This is a genomic window from Solimonas variicoloris DSM 15731 (assembly GCF_000382285.1).
GTDB lineage: Bacteria > Pseudomonadota > Gammaproteobacteria > Nevskiales > Nevskiaceae > Solimonas > Solimonas variicoloris.
In genome coordinates this window covers 273,458-299,375 of record NZ_KB907927.1, presented here as the reverse complement: position 1 = coordinate 299,375, position 25,918 = coordinate 273,458, and the positions used below count along the sequence as shown (strand labels likewise).

The following is a 25,918-nucleotide window of genomic DNA, read 5'->3' as shown; positions in this document are numbered from 1 at the left end:
CGCGGGCTTTACGGCAGCGCGGTGAATACGTCCTTGCCGAACGGCTGCAGGCCGTCCTCGTCGGCGTAGCCCAGGTACTCGCCGGTCTCGAAGATGTCTTCGAGGCTCCGGAGCAGCGAATAGTGGTTGTACGGCGTGTCGCTGACCGTGCCCGGCTTGATCGCCTTCGACAGCAGGATCGCCCCGGTGCGGTCGCCGCCGACGCCGACGTAGTGCAGCTGGTATTCCATCGTCGCGCTGACCGGCAGGTACTGGTCGTCCGGCCGCGTCACGTTCGGGCCGACCTTCTGGCCACAGCAGGCAGCGCCGGGCAGATTGAGGATGACCGTCGTCTTGCCATTGTGCGTGCCGGTGCCGGCCGGCTGGATGTCGGCGGACTCGTCGAAGTTGATGATGATCAGGCCGTCCTTCTGGTAGGCGGGCGAGGCCTGGATGATCGGGATCCACTTCTGCAGGAAGGCGTCGATCGAGGCGAGGCCGCCCTTGTCGCCGTTGACGCAGGGCTTGGCGCCGGTGCCGTCGCCGTCGTGGCCGTCGTCGCAGAGATTCGGCGTGATGAAGACGAAGTTCGGCGTCGTGTCGATCGACTTCAGGTCGTTCTCGAGATGGCTGTCGAGGTTGACGACGTGCGCGTCGCAGTACGCCTGATCGTCGATGATCGAGTGGAAGTAGACGAAGGGATTGTGGCGCGTCGCGTACTGGTCGCCTTCCGGCACGTCCGCGGTCGGCGCCTGCGCCGCCTGCGTATTGTCGATCGCGCCGATCTGCGGGTGGCCGCAGGTCGCCGCTTCGCGGGTCGGGTCGTTGCCCATGTCGCCCATGTAGCCCTTCCAGCGGTAGCCCTGGTCGTCGAGCTGCTGGGGGAATGTCCTGACGCTGGCCGGGTAGACGCAGCCGGCGCCGTCCTTGACCTTCAGGACCTTGGGATTGTCGGTGTCCCAGCCGTCGGCGATGGCGTCGTTGAAGCCCTGGAAGCAGTCGCTCTCGGTGTCCTTCGTCGACGGCTGGCCACTCATCATCGCGACGTAGTTGTCGAGGCTGACGTGGCCGGTGCCGTAGTACTCGCTCAGCAGCGCGCCCTGGGTCGCCAGCTCGCGCATGTACGGATTCTGCGTGCTGCTGCCGAAGGTGTCGGCGAAGTTCTTGTTCTCCATGACGATGACGAAGACGTGGCGGATGTCCTGCTGCGTCTTGATCGCGCTGCCGTGGTCGTCGTCGCTGCAGGCGACGAGCACGCCAAGACCGGCGCACAGGCTCAGCGCCGCGCCGGCGGCGACGACGGTGCCTTTGATTTTTCTGAACATAATGGTTTTCCGGCAGGGGAAGGGGATGGGGCCGGCGGGTATGGCGGCGCGGCCGAAAACTACGGCCCCACGATGACGTTTGGATGACCGGAGCGTCAGCAAGACGCTGGCGCGCGGTCATCGACCGCCGTTTTCCGCTAGCATTCGCGCCCGGAAATTCCCGTTATTCGCACCCAGCGCTTCAGCCCCCGCAAAAGTCCCGAGCCCGTCAATGTCCACGATTCGCCAGGAAGACTTCATCCAGTCGATTGCCGACGCCTTCCAGTACATCAGCTACTACCATCCGCTCGACTACGTGAAAGCGCTCGGCGAGGCCTACGAGCGTGAAGAGAATCCGGCGGCGAAGGACGCGATCGCGCAGATCCTGACCAACTCGCGGATGAGCGCCGAAGGCCATCGCCCGATCTGTCAGGACACCGGCATCGCCACCGTGTTCCTCAAGGTCGGCATGAACGCGCGCTGGGACGCGACGCTGTCGGTGACCGAGATGGTCAACGAAGGCGTGCGCCGCGCCTACAACGATCCGATCAACAAGCTGCGCGCCTCGGTGCTGGCCGATCCGGCCGGCAAGCGCAGCAACACCCGCGACAACACGCCGGCAGTGATCCACTACGAGATCGTGCCGGGCGATCACGTCGAGGTGATCTGCGCCGCCAAGGGCGGCGGTTCGGAAGCCAAGTCGAAGATGGCGATGCTTAACCCGAGCGACTCGATCGTCGACTGGGTGCTGAAGACGGTGCCGACGATGGGCGCCGGCTGGTGCCCGCCGGGCATCCTCGGCATCGGCATCGGCGGCACGCCGGAGAAGGCGATGCTGCTCGCCAAGGAGTCGCTGATGGCGCCGGTCGACATCCACGAGCTCAAGAGCCGTGGACCGAAGAACCGGGCCGAGGAACTGCGCCTCGAACTGTACGAGAAGGTCAACAATCTCGGCATCGGCGCCCAGGGCCTCGGCGGCCTGACCACGGTCGTCGACGTCAAGGTGCTCGACTACCCGACGCACGCGGCGAACCTGCCGGTGGCGATGATCCCGAACTGCGCGGCGACGCGTCACGTGCACTTCCATCTCGACGGCTCGGGTCCGGCTCATCTGCCGACGCCGAAGCTCGAGGACTGGCCGAAGGTGACCTGGCAGGCGAACACGCAGACGGCGACGCGCGTCAATCTCGACACGCTGACCCGTGAAGAAGTCGCCAGCTGGAAGCCGGGCCAGACGTTGCTGCTGAACGGCCGGATGCTGACCGGCCGCGATGCCGCGCACAAGCGCATCCAGGACATGCTGGCCCGCGGCGAGAAGCTGCCGGTCGATTTCACCAACCGCGTGATCTACTACGTCGGCCCGGTCGATCCGGTGCGCGATGAAGTCGTCGGCCCGGCCGGCCCGACCACGGCGACGCGCATGGACAAGTTCACCGAAATGATGCTCGGCCAGACCGGCCTGATCGCGATGATCGGCAAGTCCGAGCGCGGTCCGGTCGCGATCGAGTCGATCAAGAAGCACCGGAGCGCGTACCTGATGGCGGTCGGCGGCGCGGCCTATCTGGTCGCCAAGGCGATCAAGGCGGCCAAGGTCGTCGGCTTCGAGGATCTCGGCATGGAAGCGATCTACGAATTCGAGGTCCAGGACATGCCGGTGACGGTCGCGGTCGACGCGCAGGGCACCTCGGTGCACGAGACCGGTCCCAAGCTCTGGCAGCAGAAGATCGCCGGCAAGATCGGCACGATCCCGGTCGCGCTCGCCTGAGCGCGGCGCCGCCACGGAGCCTGATGATGCGCCTGAACTTCCGCCTGCTGTGCCTGCTCGGCTTCGCGGCCTGCTACGGCGCGCTCGCGTTCGCGATTGTCTATCTGCAGAACACGCTCGGCTACGAGCCGTGTCCGTTCTGCATCTTCCAGCGCGTGGCGATGGCGGCGGTCGGCGCGATCTTCCTGATCGCGGCGATCCATGGTCCCCGCGACTGGGGGCGCCGGGTCTACGCCGGGCTCGCGGCGCTGGCGTCGCTCGTCGGCATCGGCATCGCCTGGCGCCACGTCTGGCTGCAGAGCCTGCCGCCGGATCAGGTGCCGGCCTGCGGGCCTACGCTCGACTATCTGATGGAGATGATGCCGGTCAACGAAGTGGTGATGACCGTGCTGCGCGGCGACGGCAACTGCGCCAAGATCGACGCGCAGTGGCTCGGCATCGCGCTGCCCGGCTGGGTTCTCATCAGCTTCATCGGCCTGACGCTGTATTCCCTGTTGCTGCCCGTTCTGGCAAGGACGCTTGAAAGGAGATAATGCATGAGCTTTGCGACGACCGATCTTTCCGATGCCCACCCCGAGGCGCAGGTCGCCGATCCGGTGTTCGGCGATTTCGGCGGCGTGTCGGCCTTCCACGGCCCCGTCGTCACGCTGAAGGTGTTCGAGGACAACACGATGGTGCGCGCACTGCTCGAGGAGCGCGGCAACGGCCAGGTGCTGGTGGTCGACGGCGGCGGCTCGGCGCGCTGCGCGCTGGTCGGCGGCAACCTCGGCCAGCTCGGTGTCGACAACGGCTGGGCCGGTATCGTCGTCAACGGCTTCGTCCGTGACTCCGAGGAACTGGCCGAGCAGGAAATCGGCATCAAGGCGCTCGGCACTCACCCGCGCAAGTCGGAGAAGGGCCTGCACACCGGACACCGCAATCGTGTCGTCACCTTTGCCGGCGTGACCTTCAAGTCGGGCCAGTGGCTGTACGCCGATGCCGACGGCATCGTCGTTTCGGATACGCCGATTCACGAGAAGTCCTGAACGCGGCGGCGCGCGCCCCGGCATGAGGCGGCCGGGGCGCTGAGCCGCGGCGGCTTGCCGGCCGCCGCGGCGCCGGGCACGCTACGCGGCCTTTTTTCCGGATCCTTCCATGGCCGCGCGTGACCTGACCGGCGGCGCCGTCCGTGGCCACCTGCTGCGGATGAGCGGCTTCATGCTGCTGACGATGCTGGTGCAGACGGCGTATGGCCTGATCGACATCTTCTGGGTCGGCCGTCTCGGCCGTGATGCCGTCGCCGCGGTCGCCCTCGGCAGCAACCTGATGATGGCGCTGATGGCGGTCGCGCAGACGCTGTCGGTCGGCGCCACCGCGCTGGTCGCGCAGGCGGCCGGGCGCAAGGACTTCGACGAGGCGCGCCGGCTGTTCACGCAGTCGCAGCTGCTGTCGGCGCTGCTGGCGCTGCTGTTCTTGGTGGTCGCGCTGGCACTCTACGGCCCGTACAGCGACCGCCTCGCCGGCAGCGCCGAGGTGGCGCGCCTGACGCGCGAGTTCCTCGTACCGTTCATTCCGGCGATGGCGCTGCAGATCCCGATGTTCGTGCTGTCTGCCGCGCTGCGCGGCGTCGGCGACGTGCGCTCGGCGTCGTTCGCCCAGCTCGGCACGGTGCTGCTCAACATCGTCCTGGCGCCGGTGCTGATCTTCGGCTGGGGGACCGGCCGTCCGCTCGGCGTCGCCGGGGCGGCGCTGACGACGCTGATCGCGGTGCTGATCGGCATGGCCGGCCTGCTGATCCACGTGCTGCGCCAGGATCGCTTCCTCGATCGCCACGCGGCGGCCTGGCGGCCGCAGCCGGCGGTCTGGCGGCGCATGGTCCGCATCGGCCTGCCGTCCGGGCTCGAACTCGGCGTGCTGGCGGTCTACTTCGGTTTCATCATGGCGATGCTGCGCTCCTTCGGCGCGGCGCCGCAGGCGGCGTTCGGCATCGGCATGCGCGTGCTGCAGTTCGGCGTGATGCCGGCGATGGCGATCAGTTTCGCGACCGCGGCGATCGTCGGCCAGAACTTCGGCGCCGGACAGCCGGGCCGCGTGCGGCAGGCCTTCGTCGAGGCCCTCAAGCTGAACCTGGCCGCCGTCGGCCTGTTCTGCCTCGTCTTCCAGCTGGCGCCGGACGCGCTGATGCGGCCGTTCTCGGCCGATCCGGCGGTCATCCGCTATGGCGCCGAGTTCCTGCGCTGGATCTCGTGGAACCTGCTGGCGATGGGCGTCGTGGCGGCCTGCGGCGGCGTGTTCGCCGGCTTCGGCAACACGCTGCCCTCGCTGTTCGGTACGGTCGTACGTTTCGGCTTCATCGTCACCGTCGGTCTGCTGCTGTCGGCGCATGCGGATTTCGCGCCGGTCTGGCTATGGGCGCTGTCGATCGGCGGGACGCTGCTGCAGCTCGCGCTCAATCTGCTGCTGTTGCGCTGCGAACTGCATCGCCATCTGCTGCCGCTGGAGCGGACGTCGCTGGCCTGAGGGCGGCGTTTCTGTCGGATGCCTGACACCGCGGTGTTCGACGTTGCGGGGCGCAGAAGCGCGTGGCTATAGTTCGCGGTTTCCGCGCCCCGTGTGCCGGGCGTCGCAGTCCGGCGCCGGCCTGCGGAGCGCGATGTCGAGGTTCTGATTACACTCGCATCCGATTGCTGGTGACTAGGGCGCGTAAACCGCGCCCTTGTCGTTTGGGTGCGGGGATGCGGGCGGGAAGGGGAATGAAACGCGTTCTGTTGGTCTACTACTCGCAGACCGGCCAATTGCGCCGGCTTGCCGAATCGGTGTGCGCGCCGCTGAGCGCGGCCGGCATCGCCGTCGACCACTGCCCGCTGCAGCCACGCGAGCCGTATCCGTTCCCGTGGCCGTTCTTCCGTTTCTTCGATCAGTTTCCCGAGGCGGTACATCTGGATCCGCCGCCGCTGCAGCCGCTGCCGATCGCCGCCGACGCGCGCTACGACCTCGTGATCCTCGCGTACACCGTCTGGTTCCTGTCGCCGGCGCCGCCGGTGACCGCGTTCCTGCGTTCCGAGCCGGGGCGGCGCTTGCTGCGCGATACGCCGGTGGTGACGCTGATCGGCTGCCGCAACATGTGGCTGCTCGCCCAGGAGTGCGTCAAGGACCTGCTCGCCGCGGCCGGCGCGCGGCTGTCCGACAACATCGTGCTGACCGACGCCGGCCCCAGCTTCGCGACCTTCATCACCACACCGCGCTGGATGCTCAGCGGCCGGCGTGAAGCGTTCTGGGGCCTGCCGGCGGCCGGCCTGAGCGATGCGCAGATCGCCGGCGCCGCGCGCTTCGGCACCGCGCTCGCCGCGGCGCTGCACGACGGCCGTCTCGACGGCCGCACGCCGGTGCTGCGCGGGCTCGGCGCCGTCAAGGCCGACGTGCGTCTGCTGCCGAGCGAGCGGATCGGCCGCCGCAGCTTCCAGATCTGGGGACGCCTGATCCGCGCGCTCGGCCCGCAGGGCTCGTGGCGGCGGCGTCCGGTGCTGCTGGTCTACGCCGCTTTCCTGATCGCCATGATCGTCACCATCGTGCCGGTGACGATGCTGCTGCGTGCCGCGCTGCGGCCGCTGACGGCCGAGCGCCAACGTGCGCAGAAGGCCTATTTCGAACAACCGTCCGGGTCGGGGACGGAATTGCTGAGGGTGTCGAGGTAAATGAGTGCTCGTTCTTCGGAAAAATCTGCTCCGGCCGGAGTCTTCATCACGCGTATCGGCACAGCCCTGCCGAACGCTCCGGTCGACAATGACCGCATGGAGGCGGTGCTCGGTCAGGTTGGCGGCAGGCCGTCGCGCGCGCGCGCGCTGGTGCTGCGCAGCAATGGCATCCAGGCGCGGCACTACGTGTTCGATCCGGAATCCGGCCGCCAGACGCACAGCAATGCGCAGCTGACCGCCGAGGCGGTCCGCGATCTGGCGGGCGACGGCTTCGCGATCGACGACATCGAACTGCTGGCCTGCGGCACGAGCACGCCCGATCAGATCGCGCCGAATCATGGCGTGATGGTGCACGGCGAACTCGGCAGCCATCCCTGCGAGGTCGTTGCGACTGCCGGCATCTGCGTGTCCGGCGTGATGTCGCTGAAGTACGCCTACATGTCGGTGCTGGCCGGACTGACGCGGAATGCCGTCGCCACCGGCTCGGAGACGGCTTCGACCTTCATGCGCGCCTGGAACTTCGAGGCGGAGAACGAGGCGCGCGTCGCCGCGCTCGAGAAGAAGCCGGTCATCGCCTTCGAGAAGGACTTTCTGCGCTGGATGCTGTCGGACGGCGCCGGCGCGATGCTGCTGGAAGACCACGCGCGCGCCGACGGGCTGTCGCTGCGCATCGACTGGATCGACCAGTGGTCGTACGCGCACGAACTGCCGACCTGCATGTACGCCGGCGCCGAGAAGACCGCCGAAGGACGCCTGATGGGCTGGCGCGAGCTCGGCTCGATGCAGGCCGTCGCCGACCGTTCGCTGCTGTCGCTGAAGCAGGACGTGCGCCTGCTCGAGGACGGCATCCGCATCAGCTCGCGGCGCGCCTTCGAGGCGATGATCGAGCGCCGCGGCCTGCGCGTCGACGAGGTCGACTGGTATGTGCCGCATTACTCGTCGGCGCACTTCGCCGACGTGATGTGGGAAGTCATGCCGGACGACTGGAAGATTCCGCGTTCGCGCTGGTTCACCAACCTGCGCTACCGCGGCAACGTCGGCTCGGCGTCGATGTACCTGCTGCTGGACGACCTGATGCGGTCGCAGGCGCTGCGCCCGGGCCAGCGCATTCTCTGCTACGTCCCGGAGAGCGGTCGCTTCTCGATTGCCTTCGTCGCCCTGACGGTGGTCGGTCCGTGAAGCACGACGAGGTGCCGCAGGACGGCCTGTCGTACTACGGCGAGCAGCGCAAGGCGGTTTATGCGGTAGGCCGCGATGGCCACTACGAGACTGTCGGCTCGAGCGGCTGGCAGGTCGAGGCGACCGTCACCGGCGATGCGATCGCCGAGTTCGAGCGGCTCGCGCAGGCGGCGCTGCAGCGTGCCCGGCGCGGCGAGTGCTCGCCGCTCGAATATCACATGTACGCCCGCCGCATGGATCTGCCGACACTGGCGCAGAGCACCGGCTTCTGGCGTTGCAGTGTGCGCCGCGCGCTGCAGCCGCAGGCCTTCGCACGCCTGCGCGCACACCGTCTGCAGGCCTACGCCGACGCGCTTGGCCTGGGCGTCGACGAACTCAAGAAACTGCCGTGAAAGTCGAAAACTTCGAGCATCGCCACGCCGGCCACTGCGAGACCGGCGTGACCAGCAGCCTGCTGCGCCACTACGGCATCGAGCTCAGCGAGCCGATGGCGCTCGGCCTGTCGGCTTCGCTGACCTTCTTCCACTTTCCGCTCGTCAAGGTCGGCGGCTTTCCGATCACCGCGTACCGCATGCCGCCGGGCAGCGTCTACGGCGGTTTGCGCAAGGCGCTCGGCCTGACGATGCGCAAGCAGCGTTTCGGCGATCCCGACGCGGCGATGGCGGCGCTCGACGCCGAGCTCGCCGGCGGCCGTCCGGTCGGCCTGCAGGCCTCGGTCTACTGGCTGCCGTACTTCCCGCCGGAAATGCGCTTCCACTTCAACGCGCACAACCTGATCGTCTACGGCAAGGACGGCGACGACTACCTGATCAGCGATCCGGTGTTCGACCGGCCGCAGCGCTGCGCCGCCGCCGACCTGCGCAAGGCGCGCTACGCGCGCGGCACTTTCGCGCCGAAGGGCCTGCTGTACTACCCGCAGGCGCTGCCGAAGCAGTTCGACCTGCACGCGGCGACGCGGCGCGCGATCGGCAAGACCTGGAAGATGATGCTGCACACGCCGCTCCCATACGTCGGGGTGCGCGCGATCGAAGGCCTCGCGCGGCGCATCGAGACGCTCGAGCGCAAGAACCCGGATCTGCGCTGGCAGCGCCTGTTCGTCGGCAACGTGATCCGCATGCAGGAGGAGATCGGCACCGGCGGCGGCGGCTTCCGCTTCATGTACGCGGCCTTCCTTCAGGAAGCCGGCGAGCGGCTCGACGATCCGGCGCTGCGCGCTGCCGCGCAGCGCATGACGGATTGCGGCGACACCTGGCGCCGCTTCGCATTGGCCGGCGCGCATTTCGCGCGCAAGAAGCCGGACGTGACGCCGGCGCGGCTCGCCGCGCTGCTGCGCGAGTGTGCCGCCGAGGAGCGCGCCAACTACGAAGCGCTCAAGGCCTGGTCGAAGGCGCGCGCCGCCTAGCGGGCGCTCAGCTCGCGCCCGGCTGCGCGCGCAGCAGAGACCACAGGCCGTCCTCGCCGCGGCTCAGGTGGCACCACGGCCCCGCCGCGCCGCTGTCCAGATAGCGGTACAGCGCTTCGGCGCAGGCGCCCTGGCCGCGCAGGTCGTGGCCGGGCAGCCGCTCGAGCGTCGCCGGCAGCGGCGGCGCGTCGCGCTCCAGCCGCGGATGCAGGGCGATGCGCGTGCCGCCGGGCAGTGCGCGCAGCTCGGTCTCGATCGCGCCGTACTCGGCCTGCGGCAGCAGCGCCGCGACGCGGGCGAGCGGCGTCGCGCAATCGGCGTCGATGTGGAACCAGTGGCTGCTCTCGTACAGCGTCGCGTCGGCCGCGAGGCCGAGGCGTTCGCGTTGCTCGTCGAGTGGCCAGACGCCCTCGTCGACACAGCCGAGCAGCGCGCGGCGGTGACTGCGATGGCTGATGCCGAGCAGTTCGAAACCGGCTTCGAGGCCGCCGTGGCGGCGCGCGACGGCGAGCTGCGGGCCACCGATGCCGAGTTGCTGGGCGATGTAGAAGCCGGCCATGTTGCCGGAGATGTTCATGAACTCGAACGGCGTCGGCGGACGCTGCTCGGCGATCGTCGAGCGCAGCGCCTTGACGCAGTCGTTGAGCATCGGCGTCTCGGCCGCCGCGTACAGGGCCGCGTCGGCACCGATGTCGCCACCGTTGGCGCGGCAGCGCAGCGCACCGAGCAGGGCCAGCTCGATGAAGCGGTTGACGCGGCGCACGCTGACGCCGAGCGCCAGCAGCTGCGCGCGCAAGTCCTCCGGCGCGGCGCCGAGTGCGCCGACATGGCGTCCGAAACCGGCGATATTCAGCATGGCGGCAGTTCCCGCAGCAGCAGCGAGCAGTTGTTGCCGCCGAAGCCGAAATAGTTGAGTAGGACGATGCCGCCGCGCCAGGGCGCCGGCGCGCGCAGCGGCGCGATGCCGAGCTCGTCGTCCTCTTCCTCGAAGCCGGCCGTCGCCGGCACGAAACCGCGTTCGAGACAGGCGACGAAGGCGGCGGTCTCGAGCGCGCCGCAGGCGCCGAGCGTGTGGCCGAACACCGGCTTGAGCGAGGTGAATGGCGGCACCGTGTCGCCGAACACCTGGCGCAGGCCGAGCGCTTCGGCAAGGTCGTTGGCGCGCGTGCCGGTGCCGTGCGCCTTGATCGCGGCGACCTCGCGCGGCGCGACGCCGGCGTCGGCCAGCGCCGCGACGATGGTGTCGGCGATGCGCTGCGGCGACGGATTGGTCGGGTGCGAGACGTCGCAGAGGCTGGCGCCGCCGAGCAGCTGCCAGCGCGCCGCGCCGCGCGTCGCCGACAGGTGCAGCGCCGCCGCGCATTCGCCGAGCACGATGCCGTCGCGGCGCGCGTCGAACGGCCGGCTGCGCGTGCGCGTCGCCAGCATCATGCTGAAGAAGCCCTGTTGCGAAACCTGATTCTCTTCCTCGACGCCGACCGCGAGCGCTTCGTCGAGTACCCCGTCGCGCAGCGCGAAGCTGGCGTAGAGCAGGGCGTTGGCGGCGCTCGAGCAGGCGGTGCTCAGGGTGTAGTACGGCCCGCGCAGGCCGAGCGTGTCGTGCAGGCGGCGCGCGCTGCGGCTCTGGTCGGGCGAGTGGATCGGAAAATCGTCGCGGCCGGCGGCGCGCGCCTCGACGTAGGCGCGTTCGTGCGCGGCGATGCCGGCCGAGGAACTGCCGAAGTAGAGACCGAGGCGCGGCGTGCCCCGATCGGCGTCGCCGAGCGCCCGCGCGGCGAGAGCGGGCGTCGCCGCTTCGACGCCGGCGGCGCGGAAGTACGGCAGCACGATCTCGTTGCCGAGACTGCGGAAGCGCACGTCGGCCGGCGCCGGCGTGGCGGCGCGGCAGGTCGCGGCGATCGCCCCGGCGTCGACGCCGGCGGCGCAGTGCGCCTGCGCGCCGCGCAGATAGACGGCGCGCGTCATTGCGGCTGCAGGTGGTCGGCGAGCGTGTTGACGTCGGCGAGCAGGCGGCGCATCTGCTTGGGGTCCTCGACGCGCAGGCCGAACTCGATTTGCAGCGCCATCGAGATCTGCAGGCCGTCGACCGAATCGAGTTCCAGCGCCGACTTCGGCCCGAACAGCGGCTGGTCGTCGGGCACCGTCGCCGGATCGACAGCCTTGTCCGTTTCGCGAACGATCAGTTGCTTGAGGCGCAGCTTCAGCGCCGCGTCTTGCGAGCCTTTCATGGGATCAACCGGGGTGGGATTGCACAGTGTGGTGGTAGAGCAGCGCGGCGAGCGCGAGCGTCACCGCGGCGAAGGCCAGCAGTGCGCCGCCAGCCGGCAGGATGTCAGGTACGCCGCCGCCGGCGACGAGCAGGCGCGAGAAGCCGTCGAGGCTCCAGGCCATCGGCGACAGCTGGGTCAGGCTCTGCATCGCCGGCGGCATCACCAGCTTGGGCACCATCACGCCGCCGAGCGCGGCGAGCAGCAGGCTGATCGCGCCGCCGGCGATGGTCGCCTGCAGGGTCGTGCGCACGGCGACCGCGACGCACAGCGCCAGGCCGATCGCGGCGAGGCTGGTGGCGCTGCCGAGCAGCCACAGACCGAGCGCGCTGTGGCCGGGGTCGAGACGATCGCCGCCGAGCGCCGGCACCAGCCAGATGCCGACGGCCAGCATCACCAGCATCTGCAGCAGATTGACGAAGTAATACGGCAGTGCCTTGGACAGCAGCAGGGTGCCGGCCGGCACGCCGAGCACGCGCAGGCGCAGCAGGCTGCCCTGGCTGCGCTCGACGACGAAGCTGGTGGCGAGCGGAATGACCGCGAAGAACATCGCGAAGATCAGCCAGCCCGGCACGTTCTGCTGCACGGCGGTCGGCGCCGCGACCGTGCGGCCGGCGCCGTCGCGGAAGGCCTCGGTGATCGGCAGCCGCCGCGGATCGCCGAGATAGCGCAGCTCGGCGCGGCGCGCATCGGAGTAGCCGAGCACCTCGCGGAACAGGTAGTCGCTCTGCACCTGCAGCAGCGCCCCGCGCACGTTCAGGGCGGCGAGTCCGCGCGTCTGCGGCAGCGTGCTGGCGGCGTAGTCGATCTGCAGCAAGGCCGGCTCGGTCTGGCCGGCGAGCAGTTCGGCGGCGAGGTCGGCGCGCGTCGCCAGCAGCTCGGAGAAGCCGGGCAGCACGGTGATGCGCACCGGGGCCTGGGCGTCGAACTCGACGCCGGGCAGCGCCTTCAGCTCGGCGGCGAACTGGCGGGCCAGCGCGCCGTGATCCTGGTCGACGAGTTGCAGACGCAGATGCGCGCTGGCGACCGGATCGAAGGCATCGCGCAGCGCCAGCGACAGCAGCAGGATGAACAGGACCGGCACCGCGAACAGCACGGCGAGGCCGTGCCAGTCGCGCGCCAGCAGGCGCAGTTCCTTCAGCGACAGGGCGAGCAGGGCGTTCATCGTCAGTCGCGCAGCGTCCGTTCGGTGAGTTGCAGGAAGGCATCCTCGATGCGCGCATGCGCGCCGCGCAGCGTGCCGATGTCGCCGTGCATGACGACGCGACCGCGATCGAGCAGCAGCGCGGCGTCGCAGATGCGCTCGATCTCTTCCAGGTAATGCGAACTGTAGAGGACCGTCACGCCGCTGGCGCGCAGCGCGGCGACGCGTTCGAGCAGAAAGTTGCGCGACTGCGGGTCGACGCCGGCGGTCGGTTCGTCGAGCAGCAACAGCCGTGGCCGGCCGAGCAGGGCGATCGCGAAATTCAGGCGTCGCTTCAGGCCGCCCGACAGCGTCTCGGCGCGCCGTTGCAGGTGCGCGCCGAGATCGGCGGTGGCGATCGCCGCCGCGCGGCTGGCGGCGTCGGCGCCGGGCGTCAGCTTGGCGAACAGGCGCAGGTTCTCGTCGACGCTCAGTGCCGGATAGAACGCCAGCTCCTGCGGCGCGAAGCCGAGCAGGGGGCGCAGCGCGTCGATCTGTGCCGGCAGCTCGGCGCCGGCCACCGTCAGCCGTCCGGCATCGGCGCGCAGGATGCCGGTCAGCAGCGACATCAGTGTGGTCTTGCCGGCGCCGTTCGGGCCGAGCAGGCCGAACACGCTGCCGGCGGCGACGTCGAAGTCGATGCCGGCCAGCGCCGGCTGTTCAGCGCCGCGGTACAGCTTGGTCAGGCCACGGGCGTGGATCACGTTCGAAGGTTCAGTGCTGGGGTCCGGGCGACAGACCGCCGGCGGCGCTGGCGGCGCGGCGGGCGGCATCGGACAATTCAGGTTCGTTCTCGTTCGCCGGTCTATCACGATGCGCCGACGTCTGTGCTTCATTTTGCCAGTTCTCGCCGCCGCGCTGGCGTGCGACCCGTCGCAGGCGGGCGATCCACCCGGCGCCGACGCCGCGCGCCGCCAGGCGCTGGAAGCGCGGCGCGAACAGCTGGCCCGCAAGCGCGAGGCGCAGTTCCGTGCCGCCGACCGCGACGGCGATCGGGGTCTGTCGCGCGAGGAGCTGGCCGGCTCCGACCTGCCGCGCGTGCTGCTGCGGCGCTTCGACGAGATCGACCGCGACGGCGACGGCCGCCTGAGCCCGGAAGAACTGCAGGCGCTCGAGCGCGAGCGTCTCGACGCGGCGACGGTGGGAAATGCAGTGGCCGGACAGACACCGTGATGCTGATCCGGCGGATATGCAATGGCAAAACCTGATCGCTATAATCGCGGCCCCCAATAGGTCCGCCGCGCTCACCGACGCCGTGACTGAAACCTCCGTCGGGAGTCCGTACAGGGCTTACGGAACCCGTTTCTTTCACCCCGTGAGGAATGTTGCAAATGACGCGCGAAGAGCAGATCAAAGCCCTTGAGCAGGACTGGGCGACCAACCCCCGCTGGAAGACCGTGAAGCGTGCCTACTCGGCCGCCGATGTCGTCCGCCTGCGCGGCTCGCTGCAGATCGAGTACACGCTGGCCAAGCGCGGTGCCGAGAAGCTCTGGAAGGCGATCAACGGCGAAGCCAAGAAGGGCTACGTCAACGCCTTCGGCGCGATCACCGCCGGTCAGGCGATGCAGCAGGCCAAGGCCGGCCTCGAGGCCGTGTATCTGTCGGGCTGGCAGGTCGCCGCCGACGGCAACACGTCGGAAACGATGTACCCGGACCAGTCGCTGTACGCGTATGACTCCGTGCCGACGATGGTCCGTCGCATCAACAACACCTTCAAGCGCGCCGACGAGATCCAGTGGGGCAAGGGCGTCGGCCCTGGCGACAAGGACTTCGTCGACTACTTCCTGCCGATCGTGGCGGACGCCGAAGCCGGTTTCGGCGGCGTGCTGAACGCCTTCGAGCTGATGAAGAACATGATCGCCGCCGGCGCCTCGGGCGTGCACTTCGAGGACCAGCTCGCGGCCGTCAAGAAGTGCGGCCACATGGGCGGCAAGGTGCTGGTGCCGACCCAGGAAGCGATCGAGAAGCTGGTCGCCGCGCGCTTCGCGGCCGACGTCATGGGCGTGCCGACGATCGTGCTGGCCCGCACCGACGCCGAAGCGGCGAACCTGCTGACCTCGGATCACGATCCGAACGACAAGCCGTTCCTCACCGGCGAGCGCACGCAGGAAGGCTTCTACCGCGTCAAGAACGGCCTTGAGCAGGCCATCTCGCGCGGCGTCGCCTACGCGCCGTACGCCGACCTGGTGTGGTGCGAAACCGGCACGCCGGACCTCGGCTTCGCGCGCGAATTCGCGCAGGCCGTGCTCGCCAAGAACCCGGGCAAGCTGCTGTCGTACAACTGCTCGCCGTCGTTCAACTGGAAGAAGAACCTCGACGAGAAGACCATCGCCAAGTTCCAGGACGAGCTGTCGGCGCTGGGCTACAAGTTCCAGTTCATCACGCTGGCCGGTATCCACATCAACTGGTACAACACCTTCCAGTTCGCGTACAACTACGCGCGTGGCGAAGGCATGCGGCACTACACCGAGATGGTGCAGGAGCCGGAGTTCAAGGCGCGCGAGCAGGGCTACACCTTCGTGTCGCACCAGCAGGAAGTCGGCGCCGGCTACTTCGACGACGTCACCACCGTCATCCAGGGCGGCTCGTCGAGCGTCAAGGCGCTGACCGGCTCGACGGAAGAAGAGCAGTTTCACTGACGAAGCGGGCGGCGTCGGGGAATTCCGCGGTTAACGTGTGAGACTCCGACGCAGTCAGTGTTGGTGCTGAAACCCGGAAAGGGCCGCCTCGCGCGGCCCTTTTCCGTTTCCGGCGCAACGCGCCGGCATGAGCGTACGAAGCGGAGATTTCTCACGCAGACGATCGACGGCGCTGTGCGGTCCCGGTGTTAGCATCTGCGCGCCGTCGCCGCCGGCGACGCGGCCAGGGGGATGCATGCGGCTGCTCAAGTTTCTGGTGCTGGCGACGCTCGTTGCCGTGATCGCCGTCGTCGCGATCGGTCTGGCGCTGCCCGATACCGTGCATCTCGAACGTTCGATCAGCGTGCGCGCGCGCCCCGCTACGGCCTACGTGGCGCTGAACAGTTTCAAGCGCTTCCGGCAATGGTCGCCGTGGGCCGGGCTCGATCCGAAGACGCTCTATGCGGACGAAGGACCGCTCTGGGGTGTCGGCGCCAAACTCAGCTGGAGCAGCGAGCACCCGAGCGTCGGTCACGGCAGCCAGGAGATCGTCGCGGCGGTGCCGTACCGGGAGATCCGCAGCCGGCTGGTGTTCGGCGGCTTCGGCAGCGACAGCGAGTCGACGCTGGCGATCGCCGCGGATGGCGAAGGCGCCCGTATCACCTGGAGCTACGACAGCCGCTTCAACGGCGACCTGCTTGGCCGCTTTCTCGCGCTCAAGCTCGACGACTGGGTGGGCGCCGATTACGAGCAGGGCCTGCAGCGGATTCGGGCGATGCTCGAAGCGCTGCCCGATGTCGGCGCCGATCCGCTGGCGACGATCGCGCTGATCGAGGTGCCGGCGCAGACGCTGGCGCTGGTCTCGGGCGAAGTGCGGCGTTCGAGCGACGAGGCGGGGCGCGCGGCGCTGGCCGACGCCTATGCGCGCCTGCGCGCCGCGCTGGCGGCGAAGCAGATCGAGGTCGTCGGTCCGCCGCTGGCGATCACCCGTCACTTCGATGAAGCGACGCGCGACTGGCGCTTCGATGCGGCGCTGCCGGTCGCCGCGGCAGCGGCGGCGGCGAGCGATGAAATGGTCCGATTCGTGCAGGGCTACGCCGGCCCGGCGCTGCGGCAGCGCGTGGTCGGCCCGTACGACCGGATCGGCCCGTCTTACGCGGCGCTCCAGGCCTTCAGGCAGGCCGCCGGGCTTGCCGACCACGGCGATGCCTGGGAGCGCTATCTGAGCGATCCGGCATCGACGGCGGCCGCGGCGCGCGAGGTGGAGATCATCTGGCCGGTGCAGTAGGCCGCCCTTGCCGGTGCGGTGCGGGTCCGCGCGGCGGGCCTTCCATTTTTGCGGCGCCGGTTGTGCGGCAATCGGGTTGAGAGTTGTCCGATTCGTTCTATCATGGGTGTCATTCTGGGAGGGAATGATGATTCGAATCATGCTGGTCGACGATCACCGTCTGGTGCGAGCGGGCCTGCGCCGAGTGCTGCAGGAAACCGCCGACATGGAGGTGATCGCCGAGGCAAGCAGCGGCGAGGAGGCCCTCGAGCTGGTGCGCAATCAGGCGCCGGACGTGGTGCTCATGGATATCAACATGCCGGGCATCGGCGGTCTCGAAGCGACCCGGCGCATGATCCAGCGCAATGCCGCGATCAAGGTGATCGTGGTGTCGATGCACCTCGAGGAGCCGTATCCGAGCCGCATGCTGGCGGCCGGCGCCGCCGGCTACATCAGCAAGGACTCGGCAGCCGAGGAAGTGGTCGCGGCGATCCGCCGCGTGCACGGCGGCGGGCACTACGTGGCGGCCGACGTCGCCGGCAATCTCGCCGCGAGCCTGGTCAAGGGGCCGGGTGGCGCCTCGCCGTTCGACCAGCTCTCGCAGCGCGAGACCCAGGTCATGCTGATGGTGACCAAGGGTTATTCGACGCAGGAGATCTCGGATCGCCTGCACCTGTCGCCGAAGACCGTCAGCACCTACCGCTACCGGCTGTTCGAGAAGCTCAACGTCTCCAACGATGTCGAGCTGACGCGCATGGCGATGCGCTATGGCCTGCTGGAGGACAAGGCCGAGCCGTCGGCCTGAGGCCGCTGGCCGGGCCGACGCGGATCGCGCCGATCGCGCGGCGCGGGTCTTCCATGCGCCGCGCCGTGGAATCTGTGTAATCTGTGCAGGTCCTGAATCGACTCGCAACGGCGCCGCGCGGCGCCGTTTTCGTTAGATGTCCGAAACCTTCGACCATCGCAGTTTCCTCCAGCAGCTGACGACGCAGCCCGGCGTGTACCGCATGTTCGGTGCCGGCGACGAGCTGCTGTACGTCGGCAAGGCGCGCAATCTCAAGAAGCGTGTCAGTACCTATTTCCTGCGCGCCAGCGGCAATCCGCGCATCGAGTCGATGGTGTCGCAGATCCGCCGCGTCGAGGTCACGGTCACGCGCACCGAGGACGAGGCGCTGCTGCTCGAAGCCAATCTCATCAAGGAATTCGGGCCGCGGTACAACGTCATGTACCGCGACGACAAGAGCTATCCGTATGTGCGCTTCTCGGCGCATCGCTATCCGCGGATCAGCTATTACCGTGGCGCCAAGCAGGCGGGCGAGCGCTACTTCGGCCCGTTCCCGTCGGCCAGCGCCGTGCGCGAGACGCTCAACACGCTGCAGAAGCTGTTCCAGCTGCGGCCTTGCCGCGACAGCTTCTTCGCGCACCGCGACCGGCCGTGCCTGCAGCATCAGATCAAGCGCTGCTCGGCGCCCTGCGTCGGCCTGATCGGCGAGGCCGATTACGGGGCCGAGCTGCGCAAGGCCGAGCGCCTGCTCGAAGGCAAGGCCGACGAACTGGCCGACGAGCTCGCGGTCGGCATGCAGAACGCGGCCGACCGCCTCGATTTCGAGCTGGCGGCGCGTCTGCGCGATCAGATCGCCGCCCTCAAGCGCGTGCGCGAGAGCCGCGTCATCAGCGGCGGCGCCGATGATCTCGATCTGGTCGTCGTCGCCGAGCACGCGTCGTCGAGCTGCGTCGTGGTGATGAGCGTGCGCGATGGCGTCAACCTCGGCCATCGCAGCCATTTTCCGCGCCACGCCGCGCACACGCCGCCGGCGGAACTGCTCGAGAGCTTCATCAGCCAGCATTACCTCGAACAGCCGGCGCCACCGGAGATCCTCGTCAGCCACGCGCTCGACGAGCAGGAGCTGCTCGAAGAGGCGCTCGGCCGGCGGGCCGGGCGCAAGGTGTCGATCGGTCAGCCGCAGCGCGGCACCAAGCGCCGTCTGCTCGAGATGGCGCTGAACACCGCCGCGCAGGCCCTGTCGACGCGTCTCGTCGAGGCGGCGAGCATGGATCAGCGCCTGATCGAGCTGCAGCGCGCGCTCGACCTCGACGCCGCGCCGCGCCGCCTGGAGTGCTTCGACATCTCGCACACCATGGGCGAGAAGGCGGTGGCGTCCTGCGTGGTGTTCAACGAGGAAGGGCCGCTGAAGAGCGCCTACCGCAAGTTCAATATCGACGGCGTCACGCCCGGCGACGACTACGCGGCGATCAAGCAGGCCGTGCAGCGCCGCTTCGCCCGGCTCAAGAGCGGCGAGGGACAGGCGCCGGACGTGCTGTTCATCGACGGTGGCCAGGGCCAGCTCAATGCCGCGCTCGAGGCGCTCGACGAACTGGAGATCGGCGACCAGCGCGTGGTCGCGATCGCCAAGGGGCCGACGCGGCGGCCGGGCCTGGAGGAACTGCTCCTGCCGGAGCGCGAGCACGGCCTGACCCTGCCGCCGGACTCGCCGGCGCTGCACCTGATCCAGCGCATCCGTGACGAGGCGCATCGCTTCGCCATCACCGGCCATCGCGGCCGTCGCGACAAGGCGCGCGTCAGTTCGGGGCTGGAAGCGATCGAAGGTCTCGGCCCAGCGCGGCGCCGCGCGCTGCTCAAGGCCTTCGGCGGGCTCGCCCAGCTCAAGCGCGCCTCGGTCGACGATCTGGCGCGCGTCGACGGCGTGTCGCGTACGCTGGCCGAGCGGGTTTACGCCCACTTCCACTGATCGTTACTATCGCGGCTGACCTGCCTGCCGCGGCGAAGGAAGCAAACGGTGCGTCTCAATCTGCCCCTGGTCCTGACGCTGCTGCGCGTCGCCGTGATTCCGGTCGTGCTGGGCCTGTTCTATGTGCAATGGGCGCATGCCCGGCAGGTCGCCACCGTCCTCTACGCCGCCGCTGCGATCACCGACTGGCTCGACGGCTACCTGGCGCGGCGCTGGAAGCAGACCACCAAGTTCGGCGCCTTCCTCGACCCGGTCGCCGACAAGCTGCTGGTCGCCGTCTGCCTCGTGATGCTGCTGCGCGACGCCTACGTGCAGAACAGCCCCGCCGATCTGCTCGGCGTGCTGGTCGCGATCATCATCGGCCGCGAGATCACGATCTCGGCGCTGCGCGAATGGATGGCGGAGCTCGGCGCGCGCACCAGCGTCGCCGTCAGCTGGGTCGGCAAATGGAAGACCGCGGTGCAGATGACCGCGATCGGGATGATGATCTGGCAGACCCGCACCTTCGGCATCGCCTGGTACGAGCTCGGCTACTGGCTGTTGTTCGTCGCCGCCGCGCTGACGATCTGGAGCATGGTGATCTATCTGCGTGCCGCGTGGCCGATGATGCGGGAGAGCGGCGAATAGCCCTTCGCATCAATTGATGAAAAAATGACCTAATAAAATGCTTGACTTAGGTCGCCCGGTCTCTAAAATACGCGTCCTCGATGCGGGAATAGCTCAGTTGGTAGAGCGCAACCTTGCCAAGGTTGAGGTCGCGAGTTCGAGCCTCGTTTCCCGCTCCAAATCGAACAACCCCGGCGGTGCAGACCACGGGGTTTTTTGTTAGTCGAGTCGCTGGGCCGTTACAATCTCGGTCCTTCACGACCATGGGGCTAGGTGGCAGAGTGGTCATGCAGCGGACTGCAAATCCGCGTACGCCGGTTCAATTCCGACCCTAGCCTCCACTTTCTTCTGCCCGAGTGGCGAAATCGGTAGACGCAGGGGACTTAAAATCCCCCGGCCTCGCGGTCATGCCGGTTCGAGTCCGGCCTCGGGCACCAGCTCGGCGCCGCCGACGGACAATCCTGCCGACGACGCGGCATGCGGATGCCCTCTGCATGGCAGGTTCCCGCAAAACCGGGGCAGGAGAGGTTCCCGCCCGCGGATGACGGCGAGGAACGCGACACAAGCCCGATGCCTGCGTCGCGGCTTCCTGCCTGAGTGGCCTCAGCTGATGTGCTTGCTGACCAGGGCGGTCATCTCGAACATGCTGACGCTGGACTTGCCGCCGAAGATCTTCTTCAGCTTCTCGTCGGCGTTGATCTGCCGCTTGTTGACCTTGTCCTGCAGGCCGTTCTTCTTGATGTAAGCCCAGAGGTTCTTGGTGATCTGGCCGCGCGGCTGCGGCTTGGCGCCGACGATCTCGGCGAGCACCGGGCTCGGCGTCATCGGCTTCATGAGGGCGGCGCTCGGCTTGCGCTTGGCCTTCTTCACCACCTTCTTGGCCGGGGCCTTCTTCGCCGCCGCCTTCTTCACCACCTTCTTGGCCGGGGCCTTCTTCGCCGCCGCCTTCTTTACGGCCTTCTTGGCCGGGGCCTTCTTCGCCGCCGCCTTCTTCTTCGCAGTCGCCATCCAACACTCTCCTCGATGAAAACCCGACACGGGCGTGGCTATCGTAGGAGAAGTGCATCTGCAACGCTATTGGAATCGGCATGTCACCAAGGCTTCGCCGACGGGCGGCGGCAGGGGGCGGAGTTGACAGCCGGCCAGGGGCGGTGCAGGTGGCCAGAAGCGGGCAGCGGCGGGCGGGCAACAGGCAAGCCTGCCGGCTTGATGCAGATCATGGGCGAGGCGGGCCGATTCACCTCTACTGCGACGATACGAAATGCTGCCGAGCGGGCATCCCGGAACGGCAGCCGCGGACGGGCATCAGCATGTCGAACGATGAACAGGCCAGCGTCGCCGAGCGCTCCCGCGACATTGCCGCGGCGCATAGCGCCGGCTGGCTGGGCGCGGTGCTCGATGTCATGCCGAGCGCGGTGATGCTGGTCAACGCCGATGGCCGCATCGAGCTCGCCAACCACCGGGCCGCACGCTTGTTCGGCTACGAGACTGCCGAGCTTCGCGACCTGCCGATCGATGCGCTGGTGCCGGACGACAAGCGCGCCGCGCACGCCGCGGAGCGCACGCGCTTCATGCAGAAGCCCGGGCACCCGCGAGATGGGGGCCGGGCGCGAACTGTTCGGCGTGCGCAAGGACGGCAGCCGTCTGCCGATCGAAGTCGGACTCGACGTGCTGCGTTCCGGCAGCGACGTCATGGTGCTGGCCTCGATCTTCGATGCCAGCGAGCGCCATGCCGCGCGCCAGCGCGCCGATGAGGCGTCGGCGCTGGCGCAGTCGATCATCGACTCGGCGGCGTTCCCGATCATCGCCACCGACATCGACGGGCGCGTGCTCGAATTCAGTCCGTCGGCCGAGCGCGTGCTGCGCCTGCGCAAGGCCGACCTGCTCGGGCAGCGTCTGCCGATCGTCGTGCGCGAGCAGGCGGGCTCGGCGGTCCCGCTGATCGAGCTTGACGACAGTGCCGAGCCGGGACCGGCGCGCGGCCGGCGCGGCGCGATGCCGTTCGGCAACGGCGAGATGCGCGAATACGTGTGGCGCTGCGCCGACGGCACGCGCGTGCCGATCCACCTCGCGGTGTCCGGGCTGCGCAATCGCAGCGGTACGCTGTTCGGCTACATCGCCATCCTCTACGACCTCAGCGAGCGCAAGCGCTACGAAGAGCACATGCGCATCATCGCCGAGCAGGATGCGCTGACCGGATTGCCGAACCGCCTGGTGCTGCACGAGCGCCTCGCCGCCGCGATCGGCGCCGTCGAGCGTGAGGGCGGGCAGGTTGGCGTGCTGCTGATCGATCTCGACAACTTCAAGCGCGTCAACGATTCGCTCGGACACTACATGGGCGACAAGCTGCTCGGCCTGGTGGCGGCGAGATTGCGCAGCTGCATTCGCGTCAACGACATGGTCGCCCGCATGGGCGGCGACGAATTCGTCGTCGTGCTCGCCGGCATCCGCCGTCCGATCATCGCGCAGCTCGTCGCACGCAAGATCGTGCGCGAACTGTGCAGGCCGCTGGAGCTCGACGGCCATACGGTCGAGATTTCGCCGAGCATCGGCATCTGCCTGTACCCGACCGATGCGGTGACGGTCGACGACTTGATCAAGAATGCCGACACCGCGATGTACGCCGCCAAGGAAGCGGGCCGCGGTCGCTTCATGCCGTTCAGCCACGAGATGGCCGACGCCGCCAGCGAACGCTGGCGCATCGAGCATGCGATGCGGCTGGCGATGGGACGCAACGAGTTCTGCGTGGCCTATCAGCCGCAGGTTGATCTGCGTTCGGCGCGGGTCACCGGCGTCGAAGCGCTGCTGCGCTGGCCGGGCGTGGACGGGGCGACGACGTCGCCGGCGCATTTCATCCCGGTGGCCGAGCAGACCGGCCTGATCGCGCCGATCGGCGAATGGGTGCTGCGCACCGCCTGCCGCGAGATCAGCCAGCTCGATGCCGATGGCGTACCGGGGCTGCGCCTGAGCATCAATCTCTCGCCGCGCCAGCTGCGCGAGTCGAACATGATCGAAATCGTCAGCGACACGCTGGCCGACAACAACTTCGATCCGGAACGCCTGGAGCTCGAGATCACCGAGAGTGCGTTCGTCGACGACGACGTCGCGCACGCGATCATGCAGCTGCACGAGCTCGGCGTGCGTGTGGCGATCGACGACTTCGGCACCGGCTATTCGAGTCTTTCGCAGGTCACGCGTTTTCCGCTCGACCGCCTGAAGATCGACCGCGTATTCGTGCAGGACGTAGCGGCCGGCATGCGCCATGCGGCGGTCACCGCGGCGATCATCGCCATGGGACGGCACATGGGCATCGACGTCGTCGCCGAGGGCATCGAGACCGAGGCGCAGGCCCGTGCGCTGCGCGAGCAGGGCTGCCAGGAAGGACAGGGCTTCCTGTATTCGCAGGCGGTGCCGATCGGCGAGCTGGCCGAGGCGATCCACCGCATCGAGAGCCGCGGCTAGATCGGTGTCGCGCGGCGCACCTGACGCTGCGCTGGCGCGCAGCGGAACGTGCCTGCATCACGCAAAAAAAGATGGCCGGCGTCCGCCATCGGTACGCCAGCCAGAGGAGGGCTCGGTTGACAACGCCGCGATGCCGGGTCGATATCGACTGGGCGTCGCGCGTTCTCGTTAAAAAAATGTTCCTCGAAAGGTGCGGGCGGCGCATTGACCGAAGTCATGGCCGCCCGCGACGTCCCCCTTAGAAGCGATAGCCGACGCTGACGCCGTAGCCGAACGGATCGATCTCGACGGTACCGATCGACGTGCCGTCGACCTTGGCCTTGGTGTCGATATCGAAGTAGCGGGCATCGACGACGACGCTCCACTGCGGCGTGAAATCGACCTGCAGACCGACGACCGCGGCGATACCGAACGAGTCGTCGAGCTTGAGCTTGGTGCCGGCCAGCGGCCCCTTGGTGCTCTCATCGAAGAACGTCGTGTAGTTCAGACCGGCACCGACGAACGGGTGCCAGGTCTTGTCGAGCTGCGGATACCAGACGAGCGACAGCGTCGGCGGCAGGTGCCGCGTGCTGCCGACCTCGGTGCCGTCCTTGAGCTCGATGTCGTGCTTGTACGGCGCCGCCAGCAGCAGCTCGGCGGCGAACTGCGGGGCGATGAAGTACGACACGCTGCCGGTCAGGCCGAGCGCGCCCTTGACGTCGGCGGTGTCGTTGTTGTCGCTCTTCGGATCGATGTAGTGCGTGCCGACGCGTGCGACCCAGTCACCGCTCTCGTACGCCGGCGCCAGCGCCGAATACGAAAGCACAGCGAGGCCTGCAGCGATCGGGAGGAGGGTCTTTTTCATCGTGATGCTCCGGTGGGTGAATGCGGAGCGCAGTGTCGGCGGGCAGCGCCAAGCCAACATTGACGAGGATCATCGGCGCTGCGGACAAACCCTGATCCGGATCAAGGCGGGCGCGCGGCGCGCTTCCCAAAATCGCGCCGCCCCTCTGCCGGTGGACGCCATGGCCTCCCGCGACAATTCCGATTTCGACGCCGACCTGATCCGCCGCTACGGCGGTTCGGTGCCGCGCTATACCTCCTATCCGACCGCGCTGCAGTTCGACGAGCGTTTCGGCCTCGACGATCTGCGCGCGGCGATCGCGCGCGTGCCGCCGGGCTCGCCGCCGTCGATCTATCTGCACGTGCCGTTCTGCACCAGTCCCTGCTTCTATTGCGCGTGCACGCGCGTGATCAATCGTCAGCGCGCGATGGTCGAGCGCTACACTGACCGTCTCGTCGACGAGATCCGTCTGTGGGGCGAGTTGTGGGACGGCCAGGGGCGCGGCGTCCGCCAGCTGCATTTCGGCGGCGGCACGCCGACCGAGCTCGACGAACGCCAGTTCGAGCAGCTGATGTCGACGCTCGAACGGCAGTTCGGCTTCGTCACGGACGCCGAGCGCGAGTACTCGCTGGAAATCGACCCGCGCACCGTCGATGCCGGCCGCCTGCGCGCGCTCGCCGAGCTCGGCTTCAATCGTGTCAGCTTCGGCGTGCAGGATCTCGATCCGGCGGTGCAGCAGGCGATCAATCGCGAGCAGCCGCTGGCGCTGACCGAGGCCGCCGTCGAGGCGGCGCGTGCCGCCGGCATCCGCTCGGTCGCCATCGACCTCATCTACGGCCTGCCGCGGCAGACGCCGGCATCATTCGAGAGAACGCTCGCCCAGGTCGCCGCACTGCAGCCCGACCGCATCGCCGTCTACGCGTACGCGCACATGCCGCAGATGTTTCCGGCGCAGCGGCAGATCCGGCGCGACGAACTGCCGGACGCCGGTACCCGTCTCGACCTGCTGCGCGCCGCGGTGGAGATATTCACGGCCGCCGGCTATCGCCGCATCGGCATGGATCACTTCGCGCGCCCGGGCGACGATCTGGCACGGGCGCTGGAGCAGGGTGGCCTGCATCGCAACTTCCAGGGCTATTCGACGCATGCCGGTGCCGAGCTGATCGGCATCGGCATGAGCGCGATCAGCCGCATCGCCGACTGCTATGCGCAGAACGCCAAGCGGCTCGATGACTATCTGCAATGCGTCGACGCCGGGCTGCTGCCGGTGGCGCGCGGCCTGCGCCTCGACGCCGAGGACCTGCTGCGTCGCGATGTGATCGACCGGATCATGTGCGCCGGCGAAGTCGATGGCGCTGTGCTCGGCGCCCGCCACGGAGTCGCCTTCTGGGCACATTTCCACGACGCGCGCGATGCGCTGCGCGAGCTCGCCGACGACGGCCTGGTGCGCGTCGACGGCGAGCGCCTGCTGGTCACGCCGCGCGGCCGCCCGCTGGTCCGCAACATCGCCCGCGTGTTCGACCGCTACGCTCCGGCCACGCCGCCGGCGCGGCATTCGGCCGCAATCTGATTCCGGTGGCGGAGCGACTTGACGCCGGTCAATGCCGAAGTCCGGAACCGCTCCGACACTCCCAGCCGC

25 protein-coding genes and 3 tRNA genes are annotated in these 25,918 nt (G+C 68.5%); 20 read left to right on the top strand and 8 right to left on the bottom strand.

What is annotated here, in order from left to right:
• Positions 1-8 precede the first annotated feature (8 nt).
• Positions 9-1,304 carry an alkaline phosphatase family protein gene (locus H149_RS23095; protein ID WP_020648846.1) on the bottom strand — a complete coding sequence of 432 codons (1,296 nt, stop codon included), beginning with the start codon at positions 1,302-1,304 and terminating at the stop codon, positions 9-11.
• A 211-nt stretch (positions 1,305-1,515) separates the two neighbouring features.
• Between H149_RS23095 and H149_RS0106040 the strand changes: the two genes are divergently transcribed.
• The 8 genes from H149_RS0106040 to darH all read left to right on the top strand — a co-directional run bounded on the left by H149_RS0106040 (position 1,516) and on the right by darH (position 9,303).
• Positions 1,516-3,048, top strand: a complete 1,533-nt coding sequence (locus tag H149_RS0106040; RefSeq protein WP_020648845.1) for a fumarate hydratase — start codon at positions 1,516-1,518, stop codon at positions 3,046-3,048.
• Positions 3,049-3,074: 26 nt separating this feature from the next.
• Positions 3,075-3,581: a disulfide bond formation protein B gene (locus H149_RS0106035; RefSeq protein ID WP_039748224.1), complete on the top strand. Its 507-nt coding sequence runs from the start codon at positions 3,075-3,077 to the stop codon at positions 3,579-3,581.
• 3 nt (positions 3,582-3,584) lie between these two features.
• Positions 3,585-4,073, top strand: coding sequence for a ribonuclease E activity regulator RraA (gene rraA / locus H149_RS0106030; protein WP_020648843.1), 489 nt, complete (start codon positions 3,585-3,587; stop codon positions 4,071-4,073).
• Positions 4,074-4,182: 109 nt separating this feature from the next.
• On the top strand, positions 4,183-5,547 hold the full coding sequence (locus tag H149_RS0106025; protein WP_020648842.1) for an MATE family efflux transporter: 1,365 nt from the start codon (positions 4,183-4,185) through the stop codon (positions 5,545-5,547).
• A 233-nt stretch (positions 5,548-5,780) separates the two neighbouring features.
• Positions 5,781-6,722 (top strand): hypothetical protein, encoded by a 942-nt coding sequence (locus H149_RS0106020; protein WP_020648841.1) that lies wholly within the window; start codon positions 5,781-5,783, stop codon positions 6,720-6,722.
• Complete coding sequence (locus tag H149_RS0106015) at positions 6,723-7,901, top strand: beta-ketoacyl-ACP synthase III (RefSeq protein WP_051101803.1); 1,179 nt, start codon at positions 6,723-6,725, stop codon at positions 7,899-7,901.
• Positions 7,898-8,293, top strand: coding sequence for a DarG family dialkylresorcinol biosynthesis protein (locus tag H149_RS0106010; protein WP_020648839.1), 396 nt, complete (start codon positions 7,898-7,900; stop codon positions 8,291-8,293). Before H149_RS0106015 ends, H149_RS0106010 begins: the two co-directional genes overlap by 4 nt.
• A complete protein-coding gene (gene darH, locus H149_RS0106005) occupies positions 8,290-9,303 on the top strand; it encodes a BtrH-related acyltransferase DarH (protein ID WP_020648838.1) in 1,014 nt (337 codons plus the stop codon). Before H149_RS0106010 ends, darH begins: the two co-directional genes overlap by 4 nt.
• 7 nt (positions 9,304-9,310) lie before the next feature.
• On the opposite strand, the gene H149_RS22025 is transcribed toward darH, so the two are convergent.
• From H149_RS22025 to H149_RS0105980, 5 genes are read right to left on the bottom strand one after another with little or no spacing between them, the layout of a single operon-like run.
• Positions 9,311-10,159 (bottom strand): hypothetical protein, encoded by an 849-nt coding sequence (locus H149_RS22025; protein ID WP_020648837.1) that lies wholly within the window; start codon positions 10,157-10,159, stop codon positions 9,311-9,313.
• Positions 10,153-11,268 (bottom strand): beta-ketoacyl synthase N-terminal-like domain-containing protein, encoded by a 1,116-nt coding sequence (locus H149_RS19940; protein ID WP_020648836.1) that lies wholly within the window; start codon positions 11,266-11,268, stop codon positions 10,153-10,155. The genes H149_RS22025 and H149_RS19940 overlap by 7 nt, the downstream gene beginning before the upstream one ends.
• Entirely contained in the window at positions 11,265-11,531 is a 267-nt protein-coding gene (locus H149_RS0105990; RefSeq protein WP_020648835.1) for an acyl carrier protein, read from the bottom strand. Before H149_RS0105990 ends, H149_RS19940 begins: the two co-directional genes overlap by 4 nt.
• A gap of 4 nt (positions 11,532-11,535) precedes the next feature.
• Entirely contained in the window at positions 11,536-12,735 is a 1,200-nt protein-coding gene (locus tag H149_RS0105985; protein ID WP_020648834.1) for an ABC transporter permease, read from the bottom strand.
• A 2-nt stretch (positions 12,736-12,737) separates the two neighbouring features.
• Complete coding sequence (locus H149_RS0105980) at positions 12,738-13,457, bottom strand: ABC transporter ATP-binding protein (RefSeq protein WP_020648833.1); 720 nt, start codon at positions 13,455-13,457, stop codon at positions 12,738-12,740.
• 13 nt (positions 13,458-13,470) lie between these two features.
• On the opposite strand from H149_RS0105980, the gene H149_RS22610 reads away from it, so the two are divergent.
• The 9 genes from H149_RS22610 (at position 13,471) to H149_RS0105935 (ending at position 20,431) form a co-directional block, all read left to right on the top strand.
• Entirely contained in the window at positions 13,471-13,926 is a 456-nt protein-coding gene (locus H149_RS22610; protein WP_169518317.1) for an EF-hand domain-containing protein, read from the top strand.
• A gap of 158 nt (positions 13,927-14,084) precedes the next feature.
• A complete protein-coding gene (aceA, locus tag H149_RS0105970) occupies positions 14,085-15,392 on the top strand; it encodes an isocitrate lyase (RefSeq protein WP_020648831.1) in 1,308 nt (435 codons plus the stop codon).
• Between the two features lie 235 nt (positions 15,393-15,627).
• On the top strand, positions 15,628-16,659 hold the full coding sequence (locus tag H149_RS0105965; RefSeq protein WP_020648830.1) for an SRPBCC family protein: 1,032 nt from the start codon (positions 15,628-15,630) through the stop codon (positions 16,657-16,659).
• A 127-nt stretch (positions 16,660-16,786) separates the two neighbouring features.
• Complete coding sequence (gene uvrY, locus H149_RS0105960; protein WP_026352900.1) at positions 16,787-17,443, top strand: UvrY/SirA/GacA family response regulator transcription factor; 657 nt, start codon at positions 16,787-16,789, stop codon at positions 17,441-17,443.
• Positions 17,444-17,579: 136 nt separating this feature from the next.
• Positions 17,580-19,388, top strand: coding sequence for an excinuclease ABC subunit UvrC (gene uvrC / locus H149_RS0105955; protein ID WP_020648828.1), 1,809 nt, complete (start codon positions 17,580-17,582; stop codon positions 19,386-19,388).
• Between the two features lie 48 nt (positions 19,389-19,436).
• A complete protein-coding gene (pgsA, locus tag H149_RS0105950) occupies positions 19,437-20,015 on the top strand; it encodes a CDP-diacylglycerol--glycerol-3-phosphate 3-phosphatidyltransferase (RefSeq protein WP_020648827.1) in 579 nt (192 codons plus the stop codon).
• A gap of 82 nt (positions 20,016-20,097) precedes the next feature.
• Positions 20,098-20,173: transfer RNA gene (locus H149_RS0105945), tRNA-Gly, on the top strand.
• Positions 20,174-20,261: 88 nt separating this feature from the next.
• A tRNA-Cys gene (locus H149_RS0105940) sits at positions 20,262-20,335 on the top strand.
• 9 nt (positions 20,336-20,344) lie between these two features.
• Positions 20,345-20,431: transfer RNA gene (locus H149_RS0105935), tRNA-Leu, on the top strand.
• Between the two features lie 166 nt (positions 20,432-20,597).
• Here H149_RS0105935 and H149_RS23955 read toward each other — a convergent pair.
• Positions 20,598-21,002 carry an SWIB/MDM2 domain-containing protein gene (locus H149_RS23955; protein ID WP_020648826.1) on the bottom strand — a complete coding sequence of 135 codons (405 nt, stop codon included), beginning with the start codon at positions 21,000-21,002 and terminating at the stop codon, positions 20,598-20,600.
• An 80-nt stretch (positions 21,003-21,082) separates the two neighbouring features.
• On the opposite strand from H149_RS23955, the gene H149_RS24325 reads away from it, so the two are divergent.
• The gene (locus H149_RS24325) at positions 21,083-21,748 is read left to right on the top strand and encodes a PAS domain S-box protein (RefSeq protein WP_083930837.1); all 666 of its coding nucleotides are present in this window, start codon (positions 21,083-21,085) and stop codon (positions 21,746-21,748) included.
• The gene (locus tag H149_RS0105920) at positions 21,639-23,456 is read left to right on the top strand and encodes a putative bifunctional diguanylate cyclase/phosphodiesterase (RefSeq protein WP_436278841.1); all 1,818 of its coding nucleotides are present in this window, start codon (positions 21,639-21,641) and stop codon (positions 23,454-23,456) included. The genes H149_RS24325 and H149_RS0105920 overlap by 110 nt, the downstream gene beginning before the upstream one ends.
• A gap of 238 nt (positions 23,457-23,694) precedes the next feature.
• Here H149_RS0105920 and H149_RS0105915 read toward each other — a convergent pair whose 3' ends face one another.
• The gene (locus H149_RS0105915) at positions 23,695-24,300 is read right to left on the bottom strand and encodes an OmpW/AlkL family protein (RefSeq protein ID WP_020648823.1); all 606 of its coding nucleotides are present in this window, start codon (positions 24,298-24,300) and stop codon (positions 23,695-23,697) included.
• Positions 24,301-24,460: 160 nt separating this feature from the next.
• Between H149_RS0105915 and hemN the strand changes: the two genes are divergently transcribed.
• On the top strand, positions 24,461-25,849 hold the full coding sequence (gene hemN, locus H149_RS0105910) for an oxygen-independent coproporphyrinogen III oxidase (protein WP_020648822.1): 1,389 nt from the start codon (positions 24,461-24,463) through the stop codon (positions 25,847-25,849).
• Positions 25,850-25,918: the final 69 nt, after the last annotated feature.